Source organism: Microbulbifer sp. S227A, from assembly GCF_049800935.1.
This window is the reverse complement of the sequence record NZ_JBNAFZ010000007.1, coordinates 267,281-287,342: the sequence shown is the minus strand read 5'-3', so window position 1 is coordinate 287,342 and position 20,062 is coordinate 267,281. Positions and strand designations below refer to the sequence as shown.

The following is a 20,062-nucleotide window of genomic DNA, read 5'->3' as shown; positions in this document are numbered from 1 at the left end:
ATATAAAAAAGAGATAGGACAGAAAGGGGCTACGGAAAGTACTTACGTGGTGGACCGCTCGGCGAGACGATCGGCGACAAGCTGTGCAGCCTGTTTTGGCGTACAGTGGTCGGTATCACAGACCAGATCCGCTACCTCCGCGTAATAGGCTTCGCGCTGCTCGAGAATCTCCGCCAGCTTCGCTCGCGGGTCGTCCACCTGCAACAAGGGGCGATTGCTGTTTTTCGAAGTGCGCTCCACCAACTGCTCAAGGCTCGCTCGCAGGTAAACAATAAAACCTCCTTGCTTGAGAAGCTCGCGGTTTTCTGGCATTAGGACGATGCCGCCGCCAGTCGCGATCACCTGTGCCACACCGTTACACAGATCCCGCAACACCTCACTTTCCCGACGACGGAAGCCAGCCTCCCCCTCTACATCAAAGATCCAGGGAATGTCGGCACCGGTGCGGTCTTCCAATACCTTGTCAGAATCGGCAAATGGCAGCCCCAGTTGGGCTGCCAGTAATTTGCCGATAGTGGACTTGCCGGCCCCCATGGGACCGACAAGAAAGATAGGCTCGGAGATCACTTGCTAAAGGACAGGAACTCGTCCTGCATGATGCGGGGCGTAATGAAGATCAACAGTTCGCGCTTATCTTCTTCGCGACTGGTGCGCTTGAACAGGTGGCCGAGGAAGGGGATATCACCCAGGAACGGCACCTTGCTTTCACCTTCAATAGTCTGAGCCTCGAAGATTCCGCCCAGCACAATGGTTTCACCGTTAGCAACCAGCACTTTGGTCTGCAGTGAGTTCACATTGATCGCCGGGATCTGAGCGCCGGTAATCACGTTGGTGAACAGCTCACCGACACTGTTCTGGTCGATATTCAGGCTCATGATGATGTTGTTATCCGGAGTAATCTGCGGGATAACATTCAGCAACAGCACCGCTTCCTTAAAGGTTACCGACGCTGCACCAGACGAGGTAGCCTCGAGATAGGGAATCTCCACACCGGAACGGATACTGGCTTCCTGCTTATCACCGGTCACCACTTTCGGCTGGGAAACAATTTCCGCCTGACCCACATCTTCAAGTGCAGACAACTCCAGACCAAGCAGGAAATCTTCTTTCAGAATAGCGTACGCCACACTGCCAGCAGGATTGGACACACCCAGGTCAATCAGCATCGGGTCGTGTAGAGTCTGCGGGGAAGTCAGATCAGGACCGCTTCCGTCGCCATCAGCAATCAGTCCGACTTGCCGTCCAGAGCCAATACCGAGACCGTCGTCTCCGACATTGTGGTCTTCCATATAGCTCCAACGGACGCCGATATCGCGCAAGAAACCGGTATTCGCAGTCACAATACGCGCTTCGATCATCACCTGACGAATCGGGATATCGATCGCATTGATCAGATCACGGAACTGGGAAATCTTCTCTTCGGTGTCAGTCAGGATGATGGTGTTGGTGCGCTCATCAACAATCGCACTACCACGAGTGGACAGGATGCTACGCCCTTCCTGATCTTCACTGCCGCCAGCGAAATTGCCCTGATTTAATCCACCCGCTCCCGATTGCCCCATACGATCACCTACGAAGAGGGTGAAAATCTCACGGGCATCCGCGTAGCGAATCTGAATATATTCAGTGCGCAGCGGGGCGAGCTCTTCCAGCTGCTTGCGGGTTTCGAGTTCACGACGTTCACGTTCGGCGATCTCAGCAGCCGGCGCCACCATGATCACGTTTCCTTCCTGACGCTTATCCAACCCCTTGGCTTTGAGAATCAGCTCGAGCGCCTGATCCCAGGGCACACCGTCCAGACGCAAGGTGATACGCCCTTGCACGGTATCACTTGCCACCAGGTTCAGGTCGGTAAAGTCGGCAATCAGCTGCAGCACGGAGCGCACTTCAATATCCTGGAAGTTCAGCGACAGCTTCTCACCGGTAAACGCAAACTCTTGCTGCTTCTCGCGTACTTGCGCCACGGTCAGCGGTTTAACGCTGAGCACGTACTCATTGTCTGCCTGATAGGCCAGGTAATCGTAATCGCCGTCATGGGGATCAACAGTAATTACCGTGTTGCGGCCGTCATAATCGACGCTGATAGCATTTACCGGCGTCGCAAAGTCGGTCACGTCCAGGCGCTGGCGCAGGGATGGCGGCAGTTCCGCGCCCAGGAAAGTGAGCACGATTTTGCCGCGGGTACGCTCCACATCGATATTTACAGCGGGATCACTCAGACTGACAATTACCTTGCCCTCACCGCCCTCGCCGCGGCGGAAATCCACATTGTTAATACCGACGTTACTCGCGGCCTTGAACTGCGGGCTACCGCCGACATTGGTGGTACTGCGCACCGGTGCAGCAGCTACGGCTGCAGTGGTAGCACTGTCGGCACCGACTTCCAGTACAACCTGATTACCCACACGCTCACTGGTGTATATCGGCAGCTTATCTAGGTTCAGAATCAGACGTGTGCGGTCTTCACCAGACACGATAACGGCGCTGCGGGCAGCGCCGATATCCATGTTGTATTTTTTCTGCGGCAGCACGCTTTCCACACCGGCAAAATCCATCACGATACGTGCGGGTTGCTCAATGGTGTAGCCCGTGGGCTCCGGCGGTACATCACTAAAGGTGAGCCGCAACTGCAGGCGACTGCCCGGCAGCTCGGAGAACTGAATATCGTTCAACTGGCTGGCCATAGTTGGCATTGCCAATGGCAGAATCAGCAGGCCCAGCAGCAACGCTTTTGCGCGCGACAGCTTATTGGCGCCCCAGGCCAATACTCGGGCGAGTTGCTTGATGATCATTTTTAATTGTCCTTATCTTCCAAAGTCAGTGCCCGTGGCCGCTCAATCCAGCCACCGGTGCCATCCGGCACAATTTCGAGTACATCAAGTTGTGACGACGAGGCGTTGACCACCCGCCCGTGGTTTTTACCCATGTAATTGCCGATGGTGATGCGATGGATCCCGCCGTCACCATCATTCACAAGCGCCCAAAGCTGCCCAGCCCTTGAGAGCGTGCCCACCATGGACAGGGCATCAAACGGATAGCGCTCCAGCAGCTCTTTCTGTCGGTTCAGGTCCGGAGCCACATCCAGCTTGCGCCCTACCAGGCGCTGATCCGCTTCCAGCATCGGACGAATAAACGGACTGCGCATTGCGGCCGCGCTGTACACGTACGGGCTGTAGGGTGTAAAAGTAGGGATCGGCTCAATTTGGCCTTTGGGCTTGTGCTTGACCGCCGCCATCTTCTGCCGCAGGTCACTGTGATTACCGTCGAGGCTGCAACCGGCAAGCGCCAGAATTGCCGCGGTCAGAGCGAAGTATTTTTTCATCCCTCTTCTCCCTGATCCTTGTAACGATAAGTCTTAGCACGCACCACCATATTCAGCAGCGCTGAACTGTCTTTGCTGGTACCAATCTCAAAGTCATGCAGGGTAACAATCCGTGGCATACCGGCGATACCAGAAATAAAAGCACCAAACTCGTGGTAACCGCCCTGCACCTCGATGCGGATCGGCAGCTCAACATAGAACTCGCCAACCTGCTCACCCTCGAGCGCAATCTTTTGAATGGTCAAACCGCTGCCGCGGCCAAACTCGTCGATATCTTCGAGCAGGCCCGGCACTTCAGTGTCCTTTGGCAACTGCTTCAATAGCGCGCCGAAGGTTTCTTCCATCTCTGCCAGCTGCTCGCGATATGCGTCAAGGTTCGCAGCCTCGAAAGACTTGCGCTCAAACTGGGTAAACAGCTCGCGCTCTTTGTTCTCAGCAAACTCCAGCTGACTGTAGCGATCTTTGATCATGAAAAAGTAACCGCCACCGATCAGCACCGCGGAAATCACGATCAACAACGCCACACGCCCAGCGAGGGGCCAGACACCGACGCGGGAAAAGTCGATATCGTTAATATCCAGCTCATTGAGCTGCTTTAAAGTATCTTCAAGCGCCACGATTACGCTCCACTGTTGGCGCCGTCATCGGCGCCCTCTTCTTTTTTGCGGCCGCTAACATTGACCGTCATTTCAAACGCGCTCGCCTGCTCACCAAACTCAGGCTTGGCGGTAACATCCGTCAGGTTTGGCGACTGGAACCACTCAGACTGATCCAGACTGCGCATAAATGAGGAAACCCGGTTGTTGGATTCAGCCATGCCGGATATTTGGAGGGTCTTGCCCGTGCGTTTGAGCTCGGTCAACCACAGGCCTTCCGGGGCGGCGCGCACCATTTCATCAAAGTAGCGCACGGCCAGAGGACGGTTACCCTGCAGCTCCTGAATAACGCGCATACGGTCAATCAGCTCCTGACGACGCTTCTTCAGCTCCTTGATTTCGCGCACCTGTTTGTTCAGCGCTGCAATCTCGGTATTCAGCAACTGATTGCGCCCATTCTGATTGGCAATCTGCGCATCCACAGTTTTCATCCACATCACAACCGAGACCACGGCAGCAAGCACCACCACAACCGCAACCTGCTGAAACTCTTTCTGCTTCTGCGCCCGGTATTCCTGACGCCACGGGAGTAAGTTAATTTTTGCCATTGATCAGAACTCCCGTTCGCGCATAGCGAGGCCAGCGGCGATCATCAGGGACGGCGCCTCGCTCACCAGAGCCTGGCGATTGACCCGAGACGCGACACTCATATCCCGAAACGGGTTGGCCACGAGCGTAGGCTTGTTAAGTTTTTCACCCACCAGCTCGGCGAGTCCTTCCATGGCGGCGACGCCGCCGCCCAGCAGGATGTAGTCGACATCGCTATAGGAAGTTGAGGAATAGAAGAACTGCAGGGAGCGCATGACTTGCTGAACCACCGCATCGCGGAAAGGCTCGAGCACTTCCGGGTAGTAGTCGTCGGGCAAGCCGCTGCCGCCCTGACGCTTGGCCAGAGTAGCCTCCTCGACAGACAGGCCATAGCGACGCTGGATTTCATCGGTCAACTGGCGACCACCAAACAGCTGCTCGCGGGTGTACACGGTGCGACCGTCAACCATGACCGACAACGCACTCATGGTCGCGCCGATATCAATCACCGCGACCACCAGCTGCTCCTGCGCCGGGAACTGGTTATCCAACAGGGTATAAGCGCGCTCGATGGCGTAGGCCTCTACATCCACCACACCCGGCTGCAGCTCGGCTTCGCTGAGGGCGGATACCCGCTGCTCCACATTCTCGCTGCGACATGCGGCCAACAGAACCTCAACCTGCCCCTCCCCCTTATCGGAGGGCCCCTGGACCTCAAAGTCGAGATTCACCTCATCCAGCGGGTAGGGAATGTACTGATCCGCTTCCAACGCGATCTGGGCTTCCAGCGCATCGTCAGAGAGATCGGCAGGCATATCCAGGGTCTTGGTGATGACCGCAGAGCCGGAAACAGCCACAGCCGCCTGGCGCAGGCGGGTCTTAGACCGGCGCACGACCTTGCGGATAGCCTCAGCAATGGCGCCGACGTCATTGATATTCTTATCCACTACCGCATTCGGAGGCAGAGGCTCGGCCGCATAGCTTTCCACTCGATATTTGTCGCCACTGCGACTCAGTTCGAGCAACTTGACCGAGGTGGAGCTAATATCGAGCCCAAGCATGGCTTTCGGGCCCTTATTGAGAAAAGGGAGCATCCCCATTTTTCTTATCTTTTCCGTGGGTTATGGAGGTTTGATGTTATAGCACTTTAAATTACCGCCGCAACCGCCTTTTGCATAGGTATCAGTGCACATTATTCGTATAATTGTCGAACAGTGCCGATATAATTGATTAAGACGTATACAGAAGCATTTCAATGACCGAAAAAGCCCGCAACCGCCTGTTGTCACTGCTGTGGCTGGCTCTAGCCGGCGCCGCAGCCGGCGCCATGGCGTTTTCCAGTATTTATCTGTACCTGAAACCGGGCTTACCATCCGTGGAGAGCCTGCGCGATATCCGGCTGCAGACCCCGCTACGCATCTATTCCCGGGATATGAAGCTGATTGGCGAATTCGGCGAGAAACGCCGCAGCCCGATCACCATCGACCAGACCCCGGAAATGTTCATCAACGCCATTCTGGCCGCAGAAGACGATGGCTTCTACTCCCACAGCGGCGTTTCTATCAAGGGCCTGATGCGGGCCGTGCGCCAGCTCATTGCCAGTGGCTCCATCCAGTCTGGCGGTAGTACGCTGACGATGCAGGTGGCGCGGAACTTCTTTTTGAGCCGGGAACAGCGCTTTATCCGCAAGTTCAACGAGATCCTGCTCTCCCTGCAAATCGAGCAGGAATTGAGCAAAGATGAGATCCTGGCGCTCTATATCAATAAGATCTTCCTCGGCAACCGCGCCTACGGTTTCCAGGCGGCGGCACAGGTCTACTACGGTAAAGACATTAATGACCTGAGCTTGGCCCAGTGGGCCATGATGGCAGGCTTACCCAAAGCACCGTCAACCTACAACCCCATTGCCAACCCCTCACGAGCACTGGTGCGCCGCAACTGGATCCTCAAACGCATGCTCGACCTGGGCCATATTGACCAGGACGAGTACAAGAACTCGATTACTGCGCCGGTCACCGCGCGCTTCCACGGTCGCGATCTGGATATGAGCGCCCCCTATGTGGCCGAAATGGCTCGCAAAGAAGCGGTAGACTTGTTTGGCGACGCCGCTTACACGGATGGTTACCAGATCATTACCACCGTCGACAGCGGACTCCAAGACGCAGCGCGCAAAGCCTTGCAGCACGGGCTGGAGACCTACGATGGTCGTCACGGCTACCGCGGGCCGGAACAACGCCTGGATGTAGAGCTTCTGGTGGACAATGACCAGCTCGTGGATCTGCTTAAGGAAATCCCAGTGCTCGGAGGCCTTGAGCCGGCGGTAGTAACTGCGGTCAATCCCCAGAGCCTGATGGTACAGCTGCGCGACCGCCGGGTCGTTGAAATTGCCTGGGAAAACGGCCTCAGCAGTATTCGTCCATATATTTCTGAGGACGCGCGCGGCGCACGGCTGACCTCCGCAGAAGAACTGTTCGCACCTGGTGATGTGGTACGCCTGCGGCGTATTGTAATCAGTGCAGAGCAGGTTGCAGCGGAGCACAAAGCGGCTCAGGAAGCGGCACTGGCATCGGCAGCTGAAGCACTCGCCGATACCAATATCACCGAAGACCCCTTCTCTACACCAGAAGGACTGGAGCGCGAAGAGCCCGCTGAGGCACCAGAAGCCCGCGAAGAGTGGCACCTGACCCAGGTACCAGCGGCGCAGGGCGCTCTGGTATCGCTGGAACCGGAAGACGGTGCGATTCGCGCCTTGGTCGGCGGATACGATTTCCGCCAGAGCCACTTCAACCGGGTGACCCAGGCCGCACGCCAGCCGGGATCCAGTTTCAAACCCTTTATCTATGCGGCGGCGGTTGAAAATGGCTATACCGCGGCCAGCATCATCAACGACGCCCCCATCATCTTCGAGCAAACCAATCTCGAAGATGTATGGCGCCCGGAGAACGATGGAGGGACCTTCCTCGGTCCGACCCGCTTGCGCAAAGCCCTGTATATGTCGCGCAATATGGTATCCATACGCCTGTTACAGGCGCTGGGACTGGACCGCGCGCTGACCTACACCGAAGGGTTTGGTTTCGACCGTTCCAAGCTGGATCGTAACCTCTCCATCGCGCTCGGCACTTCTGCGCTCACCCCACTAGAAATGGTGCGTGGCTATGCAGCTTTCGCCAATGGAGGCTTTCGCGTAGAGCCCTACCTGTTAGATCAGGTACTCGACGTGCACGGCGACACCGTCTATCAGGCGTTGCCACTGACTGTCTGTCGCGACTGCCCGCTGCCAGGCGAAGTACCCACCGCGGAGGCGGAGCCCATCGATCTGCAGTCGGTACAACACGAAGCGGCCGCCGCCGCCAATGAAGAAGAGCCTCTAGAGCTTCGCACGCTGCCGGTCGCACCACTGAGCGCCGATGAACAAGCACGCCCCCGCGCGCCGCGCGCCATGGCGGCAGAAACTGCGTTTATCATGGACTCCATGCTGAAAGATGTCGTCAAACTGGGTACGGGTCGCAAGGCACTGGCAATGAAGCGCGGCGACATCGCCGGCAAGACCGGAACCACCAATGGTCCCCGCGATGCCTGGTTCTCTGGCTACAGCCCTTATCTGGCCACCAGCACCTGGGTAGGCTTCGACGACAATACGCCCATTGGTCGCAATGAGTACGGCGGCTCGGCCGCACTTCCCATCTGGATCGATTTTATGGCGGCTGCCCTCGATGGTCTGCCAGAGCGCCACCTGCCACAACCGGAAGACATCGTAACCACGCGTATCAATCCGCGTACCGGTATGCGCACCTCACGCGGCGGTATTTTCGAGATATTTCGCGCCAACCGGGTACCCGGCCGCGAGACCTACAGCAACTACCCGTCAATTTATTCGGATGGGCCGAGCAACCCATCCAACAGTGACAGCCAGTCGCAGGATTCCGTGCCGGAAGAGCTGTTCTAACAGTACGGGTTACACCAGACCAATAAAAAAGCCGCCCCGAGGGGCGGCTTTTTTATTGGTCTGGTGTTTATTGGTTACAACGTCGGAACTAATACCTGGCAGTTCTGCAGTCCCGGACCCAGCCTGGACGGCCTAGCGCGAACTGCGATATTCGAGGCAGGCCTCTTCCAGCGTACCCAGATCCGGGATCACCGCCGCTTCGCCGGTGACCGAGACATGCATCAACTCACCCATGGCGCAGTCACCCTCGCGACCGGCCAGGTCTGCGGGCGTCACACGTACCAGACGTGGAGTCCCCTGCAGGACCACGGCAAAAAACGGCAAATCCCCGTCCGGGTTGCCGCTGCTGAGCACCGCGATACGGCAGTTACTACGCAACACCGGCATGGGGTTACCGCGCATTACCTCAAACGAAATCAGCGGCAAGCGCAACTCACGCCAGTGCAACTCGCCCATATACCAGTCCGGCGCATCAAATGCCGATACCGGGCTCTGCAGGGCGATAATTTCGGAAAGTGTATCCACCGGCACCAACAACTGACCATCCGCCAGCGGCAACAACAGACTGCTGACCTCGGTCGGCACCTCGGTGTTAGGCAGGGTATCTACGCCATTTCCACTCATGCTATGTACGCTCCACCACCTGATGTGGCATCAAAATTCTCTTGGCCGGCCGTCATTAGGAATCTGCCTTTGCCTCGGTAAAGTCACGAATGGCTTCCAGCAGGATCTCTTCCTGATACGGCTTACCCAGGTAGTGGTTTACCCCGAGGGATAAGGCGTGATCGCGGTGTTTCTTACCGGTACGAGAGGTGATCATGATGATCGGAATATCCCGCAGACGGCTGCTGGAGCGGATATTGCGCGCCACTTCAAAGCCGTCCATACGCGGCATTTCAATATCCAGCAGCATCACATCGGGAATCACATCCTGCAGCTGGATAATTGCATCCTGTCCGTCTTTCGCGGTAATCACCTGGAAACCCTCCCGCTCCAGGAAGCGCGTGGTCACCTTGCGTACGGTTACCGAGTCATCCACCACCATGACCAGCTTCTGGGTCTCCGGTTCCTCCCGCCCACTTTCCGCGGATATTTCTTCCAGCAGCGGCGTTTCCGGGCGCGCCATTTGCGCGGAGTGTTTGCGCAGCAGTGCGTGCGCATCGAGGATCACCACCACGGTACCGTCACCGGTAACCGTCGCACCGGATACCCCCTGCACCCCCGCAAACTGCGGGCCGAGGCTCTTCACCACGATCTCGCGGCTGCCCAGGATTGCATCTACCTGCAGCGCCATCGCGGTATTGTCAGAGCGTACCAGCAGCACTGGCATCTGCATGTCCTCTACCGCCAGACGCGGCTGCGCCGACGACTGCAGCAGGCTGCCGAAATAATTCACCTGATAGGGCTCGCCGGCATACTCAAAACGGGCTTCCGGCGTGCGGTAGTAGTGCTCCAGCTCGAACGGGCTCAGGCGCACAATACCCTCGATGGTATTCAGTGGCATGGCGAACAGATCGTCCCCCACTTTCACCATCAGTGCACGGTTTACCGATACGGTAAACGGGAGGCGCACCACAAACTCGGTTCCCTGGCCGGCCTGCGAGCCGATCGTTACCGAGCCGCCGATCTGCTTGATCTCGGCAGATACCACGTCCATGCCGACACCGCGTCCGGATATCTGCGTGACCTGATCCGCAGTACTGAAACCAGCCTGCAGAATAAACTGCATGATTTCATTGTTGGACAACTCGGCGTCCGGGCGCATCAGGCCACTTTCAATCGCTTTTTCACGCACCCGCATCAGGTTGATACCGGAACCATCGTCACTGATGGTCAGCACCACCTCACTGCCCTCACGGGCGACAGCAACGGCGATACGGCCGCGCTCTGGTTTGCCAGAGTCGCGACGTGCTTGTGGAGATTCAATACCGTGGTCGACCGCGTTACGCAGCATATGTTCGAGCGGCGCTACCATGCGCTCCAGCATGGAACGATCCAATTCGCCTTCCACGTTGGAGAACACCAGATCCACCTGCTTACCCAGCTCCGCACTCACCTGACGCACAATACGGCGCAGGCGCGGCACCAACCGCGAGAAAGGCACCATGCGGCTGCGCATCAGGCCTTCCTGCAACTCGGTATTTACGCGCGACTGCTGCAACAACAGGGTCTCAGTATCCCGTGCCTTGTTGCCCAGAGTCTGGCGCAAATCCAGCAAGTCTGAGGTGGACTCAAGCAAGGAGCGCGACAATTGCTGGAAGGACGAGTAGCGGTCCATTTCCAGCGGGTCAAAATCTACATCCTGTTCCTGACGGAACTGAATCTGTGCTTCGGTTTCTTTATCCAGGCGACGCAGCTGCTCGTTCAGGCGCAACAGGGTCACGTCCATTTCGTCGAGCGCGAGACCGAACTCACTGACCTGCTCTTCGAGGCGGCCACGGGAAATAGAGGTCTCACCGGCGAGGTTTACCAGTTCTTCCAGCAGCTCGGATGCGACCCGCACCATTTCCTGGGGCTGGTTGCGCGGCTGGCCGCCATCGCGCTCACCCACATTTTTCGATTTGCGCACAAAAGGCAGCACGTTGCTGCTTGCCGCAGGTGCCGGCTCAACTTGTGTCGGCTCAACAACGGCTGGCGGAGCTTCTACGGTCGGGGCGGCCGGCGCGTCTACAATGTGCGCCTGCTCTATTTCAACCGCCGAGGTGTCTACAACGATACTCTCTTGGCTAACTTGGCTCTCTTGGCCCGCTTCGTCGGCGGCTGTCGGCGCTGTATCCTGAACCGCCTCACTGGGTACGGCGTGCGCATCGGCCCACTGGGTTTCCAACAGCGCGCAGAATGCGGGTAACTCTTCACCGCCCATCCACGCCTGCACGGTTTCAACACCAGCAGCGAGACGGTCGTAAATTCCATGAGCGTCGGCAAAGAAATTCGCAGATGGAACGCTGCCGCTCTGCATGTTCTCGATCACGGTCTCGAAGCGGTGGGCGACTTCACCAAGTCCCATCAGAGCCGCCATGCGCGCACCACCTTTGAAGGTGTGCAGCACACGCTTGAGCGCTTCTGGCATGGCATTGTCGTCGGGAGCCTGCTCCCAGTTCTGGACCAGCTCTTCCAGCTCATCCATCAGGTCGGAGGCCTCCTCAAGGAAAACCTCTACAACATCAGGATCGATTTCCGCCAGTAGCGCACGTTGCGCATCGGTAACTTCACCGGATGACGCTTGCGGAGCTGAAACCGCAGCGGTCGGCGCAGGGGGTGCGGCCTCTACCGGAGCCGCGGCTGGCTCAGCCATCAGGCGCTCAACGACGTCACGTTCGGGCGCGGAAAATTTTGCTTCCTGCGCAGGTTCGTGGGTCACAGGCTCAGAGACTATCGGTTCTGCAACGTCTTGCTCAGGGGACTGCAGTTCCACGATTTCGGACTCAATCGCCGGGATTGCATCGCTCAGGAGAGTATCCGAGGAGGGTTCGCCCGGCGCACCGGCAGACAACTCGGCCTCCAACCATTCGACGGTCAGTTCCCGCTCATCTTCCACTACGCCAGCTGCATCAATGACAACATCATCAACAAGCTCGAGCTCTGCAGGTTCATCTTCGACAATGCCCTCGACTACCTTGTCGTCGGCCACCTGCTGCTCTGCAACCAGGTCATCGAAGCCCAATTCACCGAGATCATCTGCGGCGATTGCAGAAACCGCATCGATCTCCGCTGCGGGCGGCACCTCTTGCTGGACAGCCTCCTCATCGAACGCGAATTCGCTGGCATCGATGCCAAACTCGGAGAGGTCGATATCTTCCTCTTCGCCGCTGTCATCCCCTTGCGCCAGTGTGCGCAGGGCCTCACCCACCGCATCACTGACCTGCGGCAAATCGGTTGACGCGGCAACCGCATCGACCAGATCCAGCAGTTCATTGTGGCCCTGTTCAAGGGATGCCCACAGTGCGGGCTCCTCTTCCAGGTGACCATCGATCACCTGGCGATACACGGCCAACAAAAGGTTGGCCAGTTCCTGCAGTGTTGGTAACTGCGCCTGGCCTGCGGCCTGCTGCAGAACATCAAGCTCTTCCGCAACCGGCAAAATAATGGATCGATCACCAGGCGCAGCGCGCCAGCGGTTGAGCATCTCGTCCGCGTCCAGCAGCACCTTCATGCCGTCGGCCATGATCACCGCCAGCAGCTGGGGATCCACGGCCTTCGGTTCGTTGGCTTCGCGTTCGCGAATCAGGTGGCCAACGGCACGCTCCTGCAATTCCGCCACGCGCGCGAGGAACTGCTCGCTGCGCTCCACATGCAGTGGCTCACGACGGTAAATCTGCTGCAGCACCTCTCGTACATAGCTGGCGCCGTCACTGATTAGATCGTAAGTATCGCTATCAATCGCGACCTGATAGGTACGCAGCTCTTTGGCAAAGCGCTCCAACGGTGCCATCAGTTCCGCTACCTGGGTGACCTCTGCCATATGGGCAGAGCCTTTCAGGGTGTGCAGGGCGCGGTGGAAAGGATCAGACGGAATGTCATATACCGGAGCCTGGCGCTGCATGTCAGCGAGGTATTCCGCCACCGTCGCCAGGTGGGTTTCGGCCTCCTGGGCGAAGATTTCCCACAACTGGGCATTTTCATCCGCTTCAAGCTGCGCTTCGTCGGTAACGGCTGGTGCAGCAGCGGCAGCCTCGGTGGTGCCGGCAGTATCAGACTGCAGCAGTGCATCGGGCACCTGGCCCTGGGAAAGCTGTTTCGCCCACCCCTCCAGCTCCGCCGTGCGGGCCGGATCCGGGTCACCGGTACGGGTGCGGAAGCCATCCACCATGGACGGTAGCTTGGCAAGCACCGTCTCGATCAATGTGACATGGGCGCGGGCCGGGGCGATCGTCTCGTCGAGCACCCGGTTGAGCATGTTTTCCACAGCCCACGACAGTTCACCGACTTCCAGCGCTTCCACCATGCGGCCGGAGCCCTTCAGGGTGTGGAAACCACGGCGGAATTCCACCAGCGACTCGCGATCGCCAAAATTGGCTGCCCACAACGGGAAGTAGTGGTTGATGGTCTCGAGAACCTCACCGGCCTCCTCGAGGAAAATCTCGACGATTTCATCGTCGATGATGCTGGTATCGTCGTCATCGTCCAGCGGAGGCAGGACGGCAGCAGGCGGCTCCGTAACTTGCTCCACGACTTGCTGCGCGACGAGCTCCGAGGAGTGTTCCGCGGCTGCGGTCTCGGTCGCAGTAACAGTCTCAACGGGCGCCGGGTCGCCAGCACTCTCTTCCGCAAACCAGCTTTCTTCAACCTGTGAAGGCGCTTCCTGCTCGGCAAGCGGTGCATCTTCAATAACAATCGATGGCTCGGAGTCGTCGATATCCGAGGGCTCCTCGACCAGACTGTCCGCAAGTGCGGCCAGCGGATCCGCCTCAGCCGTCGGCTTGGCAGCGGGCACTTCCTCTTCCAGCTCGAGAGAAAGCGCAAACCCATCGAGTGCCTGTGCTTCCTCGTCGGACGCCGGTGCTGCGACGACCGGCCCAGCAGAATCTTTGACGGTCTCTTCGGGCAGTTCGAGACCGCTCAGGGCACCGGCGGCGGCGCCATCGGTTGCCCCAGGGAACACATCACCGTCGGCGACCGCGTAACCCAGCGTTGCCACGCTTTCTTCCGCCAGTGCCAGCAACATGTCGGCATCTTCGATGCCATCGGAACGGCGCTCGAGATAGTACTCGACGCTGGTAACCGCATCCGCAAGGGTATCCAGCAGCTTCCAGTCCGGCTGATCACCGGCATTGATCAAACGCTCTTCGATATAACCGCGACAGGCACCCACAATTTCCGCAGCGCGGCCGTAGCCCACCATTTCCAGGCCACCGCAGACTTCCTGCAGACGCTTGGGAACCTGGGCGAGATGCCCGGCGTCCCAGTGGCTGGCGATGTACTCCACCACTGCCTCTTTCACGGTTTCCAGACCGATGCGAGCTTCGCGGAGTACCTGCTCGGTCGCCTCGCCCATCAGTGGCGATTCGCTATCGACCTTGCGATCCCGCTCCGCAGCGGCGGCGAGACCGGAATCGAGCTGCACCAACTCGGATGCGGCCTGCATTAACAGGTCATCGGGTACAGCAACGCGCGATGCGTCCCGGAGATACTCGTAAATACTGCGGGCGCGGGTACGCTGATTCTCCAGCCCCAATACACCCAGGGTATCGGCAATACGCTTGGCAACAATCGCGGTGTCGGAAAGCGGCGCGCGCTCGGCGGTGCTGATACTCGGATCCAGCGCTTCCCGCACGCTGGCGAGCTCTTCACGCAGTGCGGCCACCGCGGTACCCATTGCCTCTGGCCCCATGGCCAGGGCGTCTTCGTTATCCGGGCGCGGCGTGCCGGGCACCGCGCGATCCAGTGCGAATTTCTGATACAGCGCGGAGGTACGCGGGCCATTCGGACCGCTCAGGTAAACGTAAAACAGCAGATTGCGGATGAGATCCCGGTCCGGACGCGCATCAAGAACGCGCGCACCCTGCCCCGCAAGCAAGCGAAATTCGATATCGATGCGGCGCAGCAGCTGGCGCAGAGCGGGCAAGACATTAACCCGGTGGTCAGCAATACCCTCGAGCAGACCCAGGACAATTTCCCACAGATGCTGACGTTGGCTGCCGCTATACAGCAGTGCCATTTTTTCACTGACCTTGCCCAGATAGGCAAGGCTTTCAGCACTGTTTACATCGCGGATCAGGCTGGCGGCCGCCACGTGATACATCTTGCGCAGCTTGGTAACTAGTTCCTGCAGTTTTGCCTTGTCACCCAGCAATGGCTGGCGCTGGCCAGTTACTTGCTCCAGGGCAGACAGATCCGGGGAGAACAGTGCACCTTCAGTGATCAGACGTTCGCGGCGCACCGCACGCAAGTCATTCAGCAGCGGCAGCAGCAGCACCGCATTGTCGCGACGCTGGAAGGCAATCTTTTCCAGGTAGAGGGGTAATTCCAGCAGCGCGCGCATAAGGAATTCACGCGTTTCATCGCTGTTTTCGACTTCACCGCTGGCAAGTGCCTGTACCAGCTGCTCCATCTCTTCAGCGAGCATGGCGGCGCCGGTAAGCTCCGCCATATGCAAGCTGCCGTGGACCTGGTGAATCAGGCTAAGGCAATTCTTTAGCAGGCTATCTGCGGAATCAGAGACATCACTGGAGTTATCGGAAGCGACGGAATCCGAGGCAAAAGTTTCCAACTGCTGGCGCGCCTGTGCCAGCGTCTCGTTGATTTCGCCTATCAGCCAATCCAGGGCCACAAAATTGGGATTGTCGTGACTCACGCCAAGTCCTCGGTAATTCAATTTGCCCGCCCGGCAACGGGATTCAAAAAGTCCCCCGTCGCGGGCTGCTTTACACCCTCACAGAATCGACAGTGAGGGCGTCCGCTTTGTCGTTATCAGAATGTGCGGTAAATCAGGCCAGAGCCCGGTCTTCACGCTCTTCTTGAGATAGTGCGGCGAGGCCATCTTCTTCCGCCATCGCACCCTCAAGGGTTTCGTCATCCAGCATCGGGAACTCTTCGGACAACTGTGCCAGATCGCTATCGTACAGATCGCCTTCACCGTCCACGTCGTCCGCTTGCGGCAGCTTGAAGCCGGCAACGGAGTCGCGCAGGCTGGATGCGGTCTGGGCCAGGTTACCAATGGACTGTGCGGTGGCCTGGGTACCGGCAGAAGTCTGTGAGGTAATTTCCTGAATCACGTTCATCGTGTTGGAGATGTGACCCGCGGATGAGGCCTGCTGGCGTGCCGCGTTGGAGATGTTCTGGATCAAGGATGCGAGGTTGGTGGATACCGTTTCGATCTCCTCCAGGGCAACACCCGCGTCCTGAGCCAGGCGAGCACCGCGCACCACCTCGGTGGTAGTGGATTCCATCGAAACTACCGCTTCGTTGGTATCCGACTGAATCGCTTTTACCAGACCCTCAATCTGCTTGGTTGCCGCAGCGGAACGTTCCGCGAGGCGCTGTACCTCGTCCGCAACCACCGCGAAGCCTCGACCCGCGTCACCGGCCATAGAGGCCTGGATCGCGGCGTTCAGTGCGAGGATGTTGGTCTGGTCCGCAATGTCGTTAATCAGACTTACGATGTCACCAATCTCCTGGGAAGATTCACCCAGTCGCTTGATTCGCTTGGAGGTGTCCTGAATCTGTTCACGGATCGTATCCATGCCCTTGATGGTGTTCTGTACCACCTTGGCACCGTTACTTGCGATCTGTACCGAGCGTTCTGCTACCTGGGCAGATTCCGCGGCGTTCGCAGATACCTGGTCAATGGTCACCGCCATTTCGTTCACCGCCGCAGATGCACCGGCAATTTCCTGCGCCTGGTGCTCAGAGGCCTCGGCGAGGTGCAGGGCGGTCTGCTGGGTTTCCTGCGACAGGGACGATACTTCCTGCGCAGTGCCGTTGATTCGGGATACCAGTACCCGCAGCTGGTCAATGGTGTAGTTGATGGAGTCCGCGATCGCACCGGTGAAGGCCTCGGTTACCGTTGCGGAGGTGGTCAGGTCACCGTCTGCAAGGTCGGCCAGTTCGTCCAGCAGCTGCATAATCGCCTGCTGGTTACGCTCGTTGGTTTCGGACTCTTCCTTCAGGCTTCGACGTGCGCCGGAGAACGCGGTGACCATCATGCCGAAGATCAGCAGCACGAAAACACCGGCAATAATGGCAATGGTCTGGTTGTTCGGCTGACGCTCACTGGACAGACTAACAATCCGGTCGTTCAGCGTGGACAGGGCTTCCAGCAGCTGCGGGGAAGAGGTTGCAATACCGTCAGCGGCCTGACGGGTCGCAAACAGTGCCGGCGTTGCTTCGAAGATTTCGCGCACGGAAGAACTTACGAATTCGAACAGTTCGGTAATTTCTTCCAGAGACTCACGGGCCTCGCTGTCGGTAACGCGGGAGATTCCCATCACCACGTCACCGCCCTTCATGCCGTCTACCACCTTACCAAACAGGCTGGCATCGGTGTTGAACTGGTCGGCCGCGGCTTCCGCGTCGTCGCCACCCTGCAGCATCTTATCGATGTTTCGACCGATACGCTCCGCACGCCATACCTGCAGCTGCGCCTGCTCTACCTGGTTGGCCGGAGCATTGTTGGCCAGCAGGATTTCCACAATATTGTTGTGCTCTGCCTGCAGTTCCGGCAGCGAGTCGTTCAGGGTGCTCGCCACGTCGTTCAGGAAGATAATGGAATCTTTGTTACCAATAATGGTGTCGGCCTGCTCGCGCATCTGGCGCCAGACCTGACCGTAGGCACCCAGCTCAGCCTCCAGCGCGCGGCGGCTGCCCTGATCCATGCCCTGCAAACCACTCCAGGTCGCTGCCATCTGGTTCACAACCTGCTCCAGATCCGCGAACGCCTGCTCGTCACCTGCGGTAGCAGCCGGTGCGTAGGACACCAACTGGTAAGAAAGAGCGCGCATTTCCGCAACGTCTTCCAGGTACGTCTGATCCCGGTCAGCGTGGCTCTGCACCAAATAGATGCTGACGATCAGCCCCGCCAGTGTGGCGAGTACCAAGAAAAACATAAACAGCGCGGCAGGGTTACTGCGCAACGCGGAAAATGAATTCTGGGAGCCTGTTTTCATAATTTACTCCTGGCGGACCTGTGCCTCAGGCCAATTCTTGTTTTCACCACTTATTGAGACCCTCTGGCCTCACAACCCCAACTGCCCGCAATGCGGACATCCCCAATACCGGCCACGGCCGACTACGGTTCGTGACCAGCACCCTCTGCCGCAGCAGTTTCGAGGCCGAACACTAATATGACGTACGGAAACTACCGCACCTCATTGACCCGCCAGTGCGAGCCGGCACAAACACGAATGCCTACGCCTGTAACGCAGAATGCCGCGGCTTAGTGAGCCGCGGCATCCGCAAATTGAAAATCGTTCATCAGCGCCTGAAAATCGAACACCAACCAGCGCCCCTGCTGCAACACAAACTGGCCGCTCACCATAGGCGCGAAGGGTTCGGCAAGGTCTGCCGGTGGCATCTGCCCATATTCGAGCGCCAAGTGTTGCATACCATGCAGCTCGTCCACGATTAGCCCGGCGTAGAGTTTTTCATGCTCAAGCACCAGTACGCGGCGACTCTGGCGAGAATTTGCGAGATGGCCACCAAAGAAAGCAGCCAGATCAAACAGCGGCAGCAGGCGACCACGTACATTGGCCACACCGCGCACCCAGGGCTGGACCCCAGGTATGAAGGTGTACTGAGGAACCTCAAGCAGTTCCACCACGTCTTCCATGGCGGCAACAAAGCGCTGCCCCAGCATAGAAAATCCGATGCCCGTCCAGTAGGGTTTGATTTCCTGACGGGCGGGCAGCCCCTTCGCCTGCGCCTTGGCGCGGTTGGCAATATCGACGAGCGCGAGATAGGGGGTAAGCGTTGATTGCACGGAGACTCAACGTCGGCCTCAGGCCAACACCTCCGCGATAGTACCGAGCAACTTACCCTCGTCGACCGGCTTGGTCAGGTAGGCACTAGCCCCCTGGCGCATACCCCAGACACGGTCGGTATCCTGATCCTTGGTGGTCACAATCACGACTGGAATGCCAGCGGTCTCGCCGCCCTTGCTCAGCTGACGAGTGGCCTGGAAACCATTCAGGCCCGGCATCACGATATCCATCAGGATAACGTCGGGGCGCTGTTCACGCGCCACGTCCACACCGCTCTCGCCATTGGTGGCGGTAAGCACGGCGTGACCGTTCTTTTCAAGAATGGTGGTCAGTTTGTGAGTTTCGGTTGGCGAGTCATCGACGATTAGCACTCTGGCCATCTTGTCCCCCGAGATAGTGTTGTCCACTCCGGCCATCGCAATTTTACCGGGCGGATGTTGTTGGCACTGGCCACCCCCATGAACGGAGTGTGACCACACGCTTTGTTATTTATTGCAAACGACACTGACGTTCATGACTTTCGATCACTTTTAAGATCGTTGACCGGCACCAGTGTGGCTGGATGCAGTAGTCTACGCCATTTCTGCCAAGGGTTTCACGCCCTGAATGAGAAGTCATTCTCAGGCAGCGTGATGCGGTTTGGCATGGGCGGAAATTGCGCCCAGAAGTTCGCTTTTACTGAACGGTTTGGTCAGGTACTGATCGCAGCCAACCACGCGCCCCTTCGCCTTGTCGAACAGGCCATCCTTACTGGACAGCATTACGACAGGTGTGCTGCGGAATTCGCTGTTGTTTTTGATCAGCGCACAGGTCTGATAACCGTCCAGGCGCGGCATCATGATGTCCACAAAGATAATGTCCGGACGCGAATCGGCGATCTTCGCCAGCGCATCGAAACCATCGGTGGCGGTAACGACCGCGCAACCGGCTTTTTGCAGCAACGTTTCCGCTGTGCGACGAATGGTTTTACTGTCGTCAATCACCATCACGGTGAGACTTTCCCAGTTGAGCTCCATAGTGTGTTCCCAAATCCCCTTCTACTTATTTTCAGGCGTCTCGGGTTTAAGCGCCGGGCCTGTCTTTACAACCTCATTACGGGGTCCGATCGTTGCTGCGAACAGCCACCTGGGGCGGGCTTGCGCACTTTCGCAAACCCAGTGACCGGCGGACGCAGATCAGATGCAAACTTGTA

At 58.1% G+C, this 20,062-nt stretch carries 13 protein-coding genes; 1 reads left to right on the top strand and 12 read right to left on the bottom strand.

Annotation, left to right across the window (positions count from 1 at the left end; translation table 11 throughout):
- Window positions 1–42: 42 nt before the first annotated feature.
- The 6 genes from ACP15R_RS17795 to ACP15R_RS17770 are packed head-to-tail and all read right to left on the bottom strand — an operon-like array spanning window position 43 to window position 5,606.
- Window positions 43–567: a shikimate kinase gene (locus ACP15R_RS17795; protein ID WP_404804085.1), complete on the bottom strand. Its 525-nt coding sequence runs from the start codon at window positions 565–567 to the stop codon at window positions 43–45.
- A complete protein-coding gene (pilQ, locus tag ACP15R_RS17790) occupies window positions 564–2,792 on the bottom strand; it encodes a type IV pilus secretin PilQ family protein (protein WP_224867722.1) in 2,229 nt (742 codons plus the stop codon). Before pilQ ends, ACP15R_RS17795 begins: the two co-directional genes overlap by 4 nt.
- Window positions 2,793–2,794: 2 nt before the next feature.
- Window positions 2,795–3,322 (bottom strand): pilus assembly protein PilP, encoded by a 528-nt coding sequence (locus ACP15R_RS17785; protein WP_222229334.1) that lies wholly within the window; start codon window positions 3,320–3,322, stop codon window positions 2,795–2,797.
- Window positions 3,319–3,939 (bottom strand): type 4a pilus biogenesis protein PilO, encoded by a 621-nt coding sequence (locus tag ACP15R_RS17780; RefSeq protein WP_222229332.1) that lies wholly within the window; start codon window positions 3,937–3,939, stop codon window positions 3,319–3,321. The genes ACP15R_RS17785 and ACP15R_RS17780 overlap by 4 nt, the downstream gene beginning before the upstream one ends.
- A gap of 2 nt (window positions 3,940–3,941) precedes the next feature.
- Window positions 3,942–4,526 (bottom strand): PilN domain-containing protein, encoded by a 585-nt coding sequence (locus ACP15R_RS17775; RefSeq protein ID WP_224867723.1) that lies wholly within the window; start codon window positions 4,524–4,526, stop codon window positions 3,942–3,944.
- 3 nt (window positions 4,527–4,529) lie between these two features.
- Window positions 4,530–5,606 (bottom strand): pilus assembly protein PilM, encoded by a 1,077-nt coding sequence (locus ACP15R_RS17770; RefSeq protein WP_224867725.1) that lies wholly within the window; start codon window positions 5,604–5,606, stop codon window positions 4,530–4,532.
- Window positions 5,607–5,761: 155 nt separating this feature from the next.
- On the opposite strand from ACP15R_RS17770, the gene ACP15R_RS17765 reads away from it, so the two are divergent.
- On the top strand, window positions 5,762–8,452 hold the full coding sequence (locus ACP15R_RS17765; RefSeq protein ID WP_424987595.1) for a penicillin-binding protein 1A: 2,691 nt from the start codon (window positions 5,762–5,764) through the stop codon (window positions 8,450–8,452).
- 132 nt (window positions 8,453–8,584) lie between these two features.
- On the opposite strand, the gene ACP15R_RS17760 is transcribed toward ACP15R_RS17765, so the two are convergent.
- The 6 genes from ACP15R_RS17760 to pilG form a co-directional block, all read right to left on the bottom strand.
- A complete protein-coding gene (locus tag ACP15R_RS17760) occupies window positions 8,585–9,076 on the bottom strand; it encodes a chemotaxis protein CheW (protein ID WP_224867729.1) in 492 nt (163 codons plus the stop codon).
- 55 nt (window positions 9,077–9,131) lie between these two features.
- Window positions 9,132–15,746, bottom strand: coding sequence for an Hpt domain-containing protein (locus ACP15R_RS17755; RefSeq protein WP_224867731.1), 6,615 nt, complete (start codon window positions 15,744–15,746; stop codon window positions 9,132–9,134).
- A 133-nt stretch (window positions 15,747–15,879) separates the two neighbouring features.
- Window positions 15,880–18,057, bottom strand: coding sequence for a methyl-accepting chemotaxis protein (locus tag ACP15R_RS17750; protein ID WP_224867734.1), 2,178 nt, complete (start codon window positions 18,055–18,057; stop codon window positions 15,880–15,882).
- A 269-nt stretch (window positions 18,058–18,326) separates the two neighbouring features.
- A complete protein-coding gene (locus ACP15R_RS17745) occupies window positions 18,327–18,869 on the bottom strand; it encodes a chemotaxis protein CheW (protein WP_224867736.1) in 543 nt (180 codons plus the stop codon).
- An 18-nt stretch (window positions 18,870–18,887) separates the two neighbouring features.
- Complete coding sequence (gene pilH, locus ACP15R_RS17740) at window positions 18,888–19,250, bottom strand: twitching motility response regulator PilH (protein ID WP_077399693.1); 363 nt, start codon at window positions 19,248–19,250, stop codon at window positions 18,888–18,890.
- 240 nt (window positions 19,251–19,490) lie between these two features.
- A complete protein-coding gene (gene pilG / locus ACP15R_RS17735) occupies window positions 19,491–19,886 on the bottom strand; it encodes a twitching motility response regulator PilG (RefSeq protein ID WP_010132439.1) in 396 nt (131 codons plus the stop codon).
- Window positions 19,887–20,062: the final 176 nt, after the last annotated feature.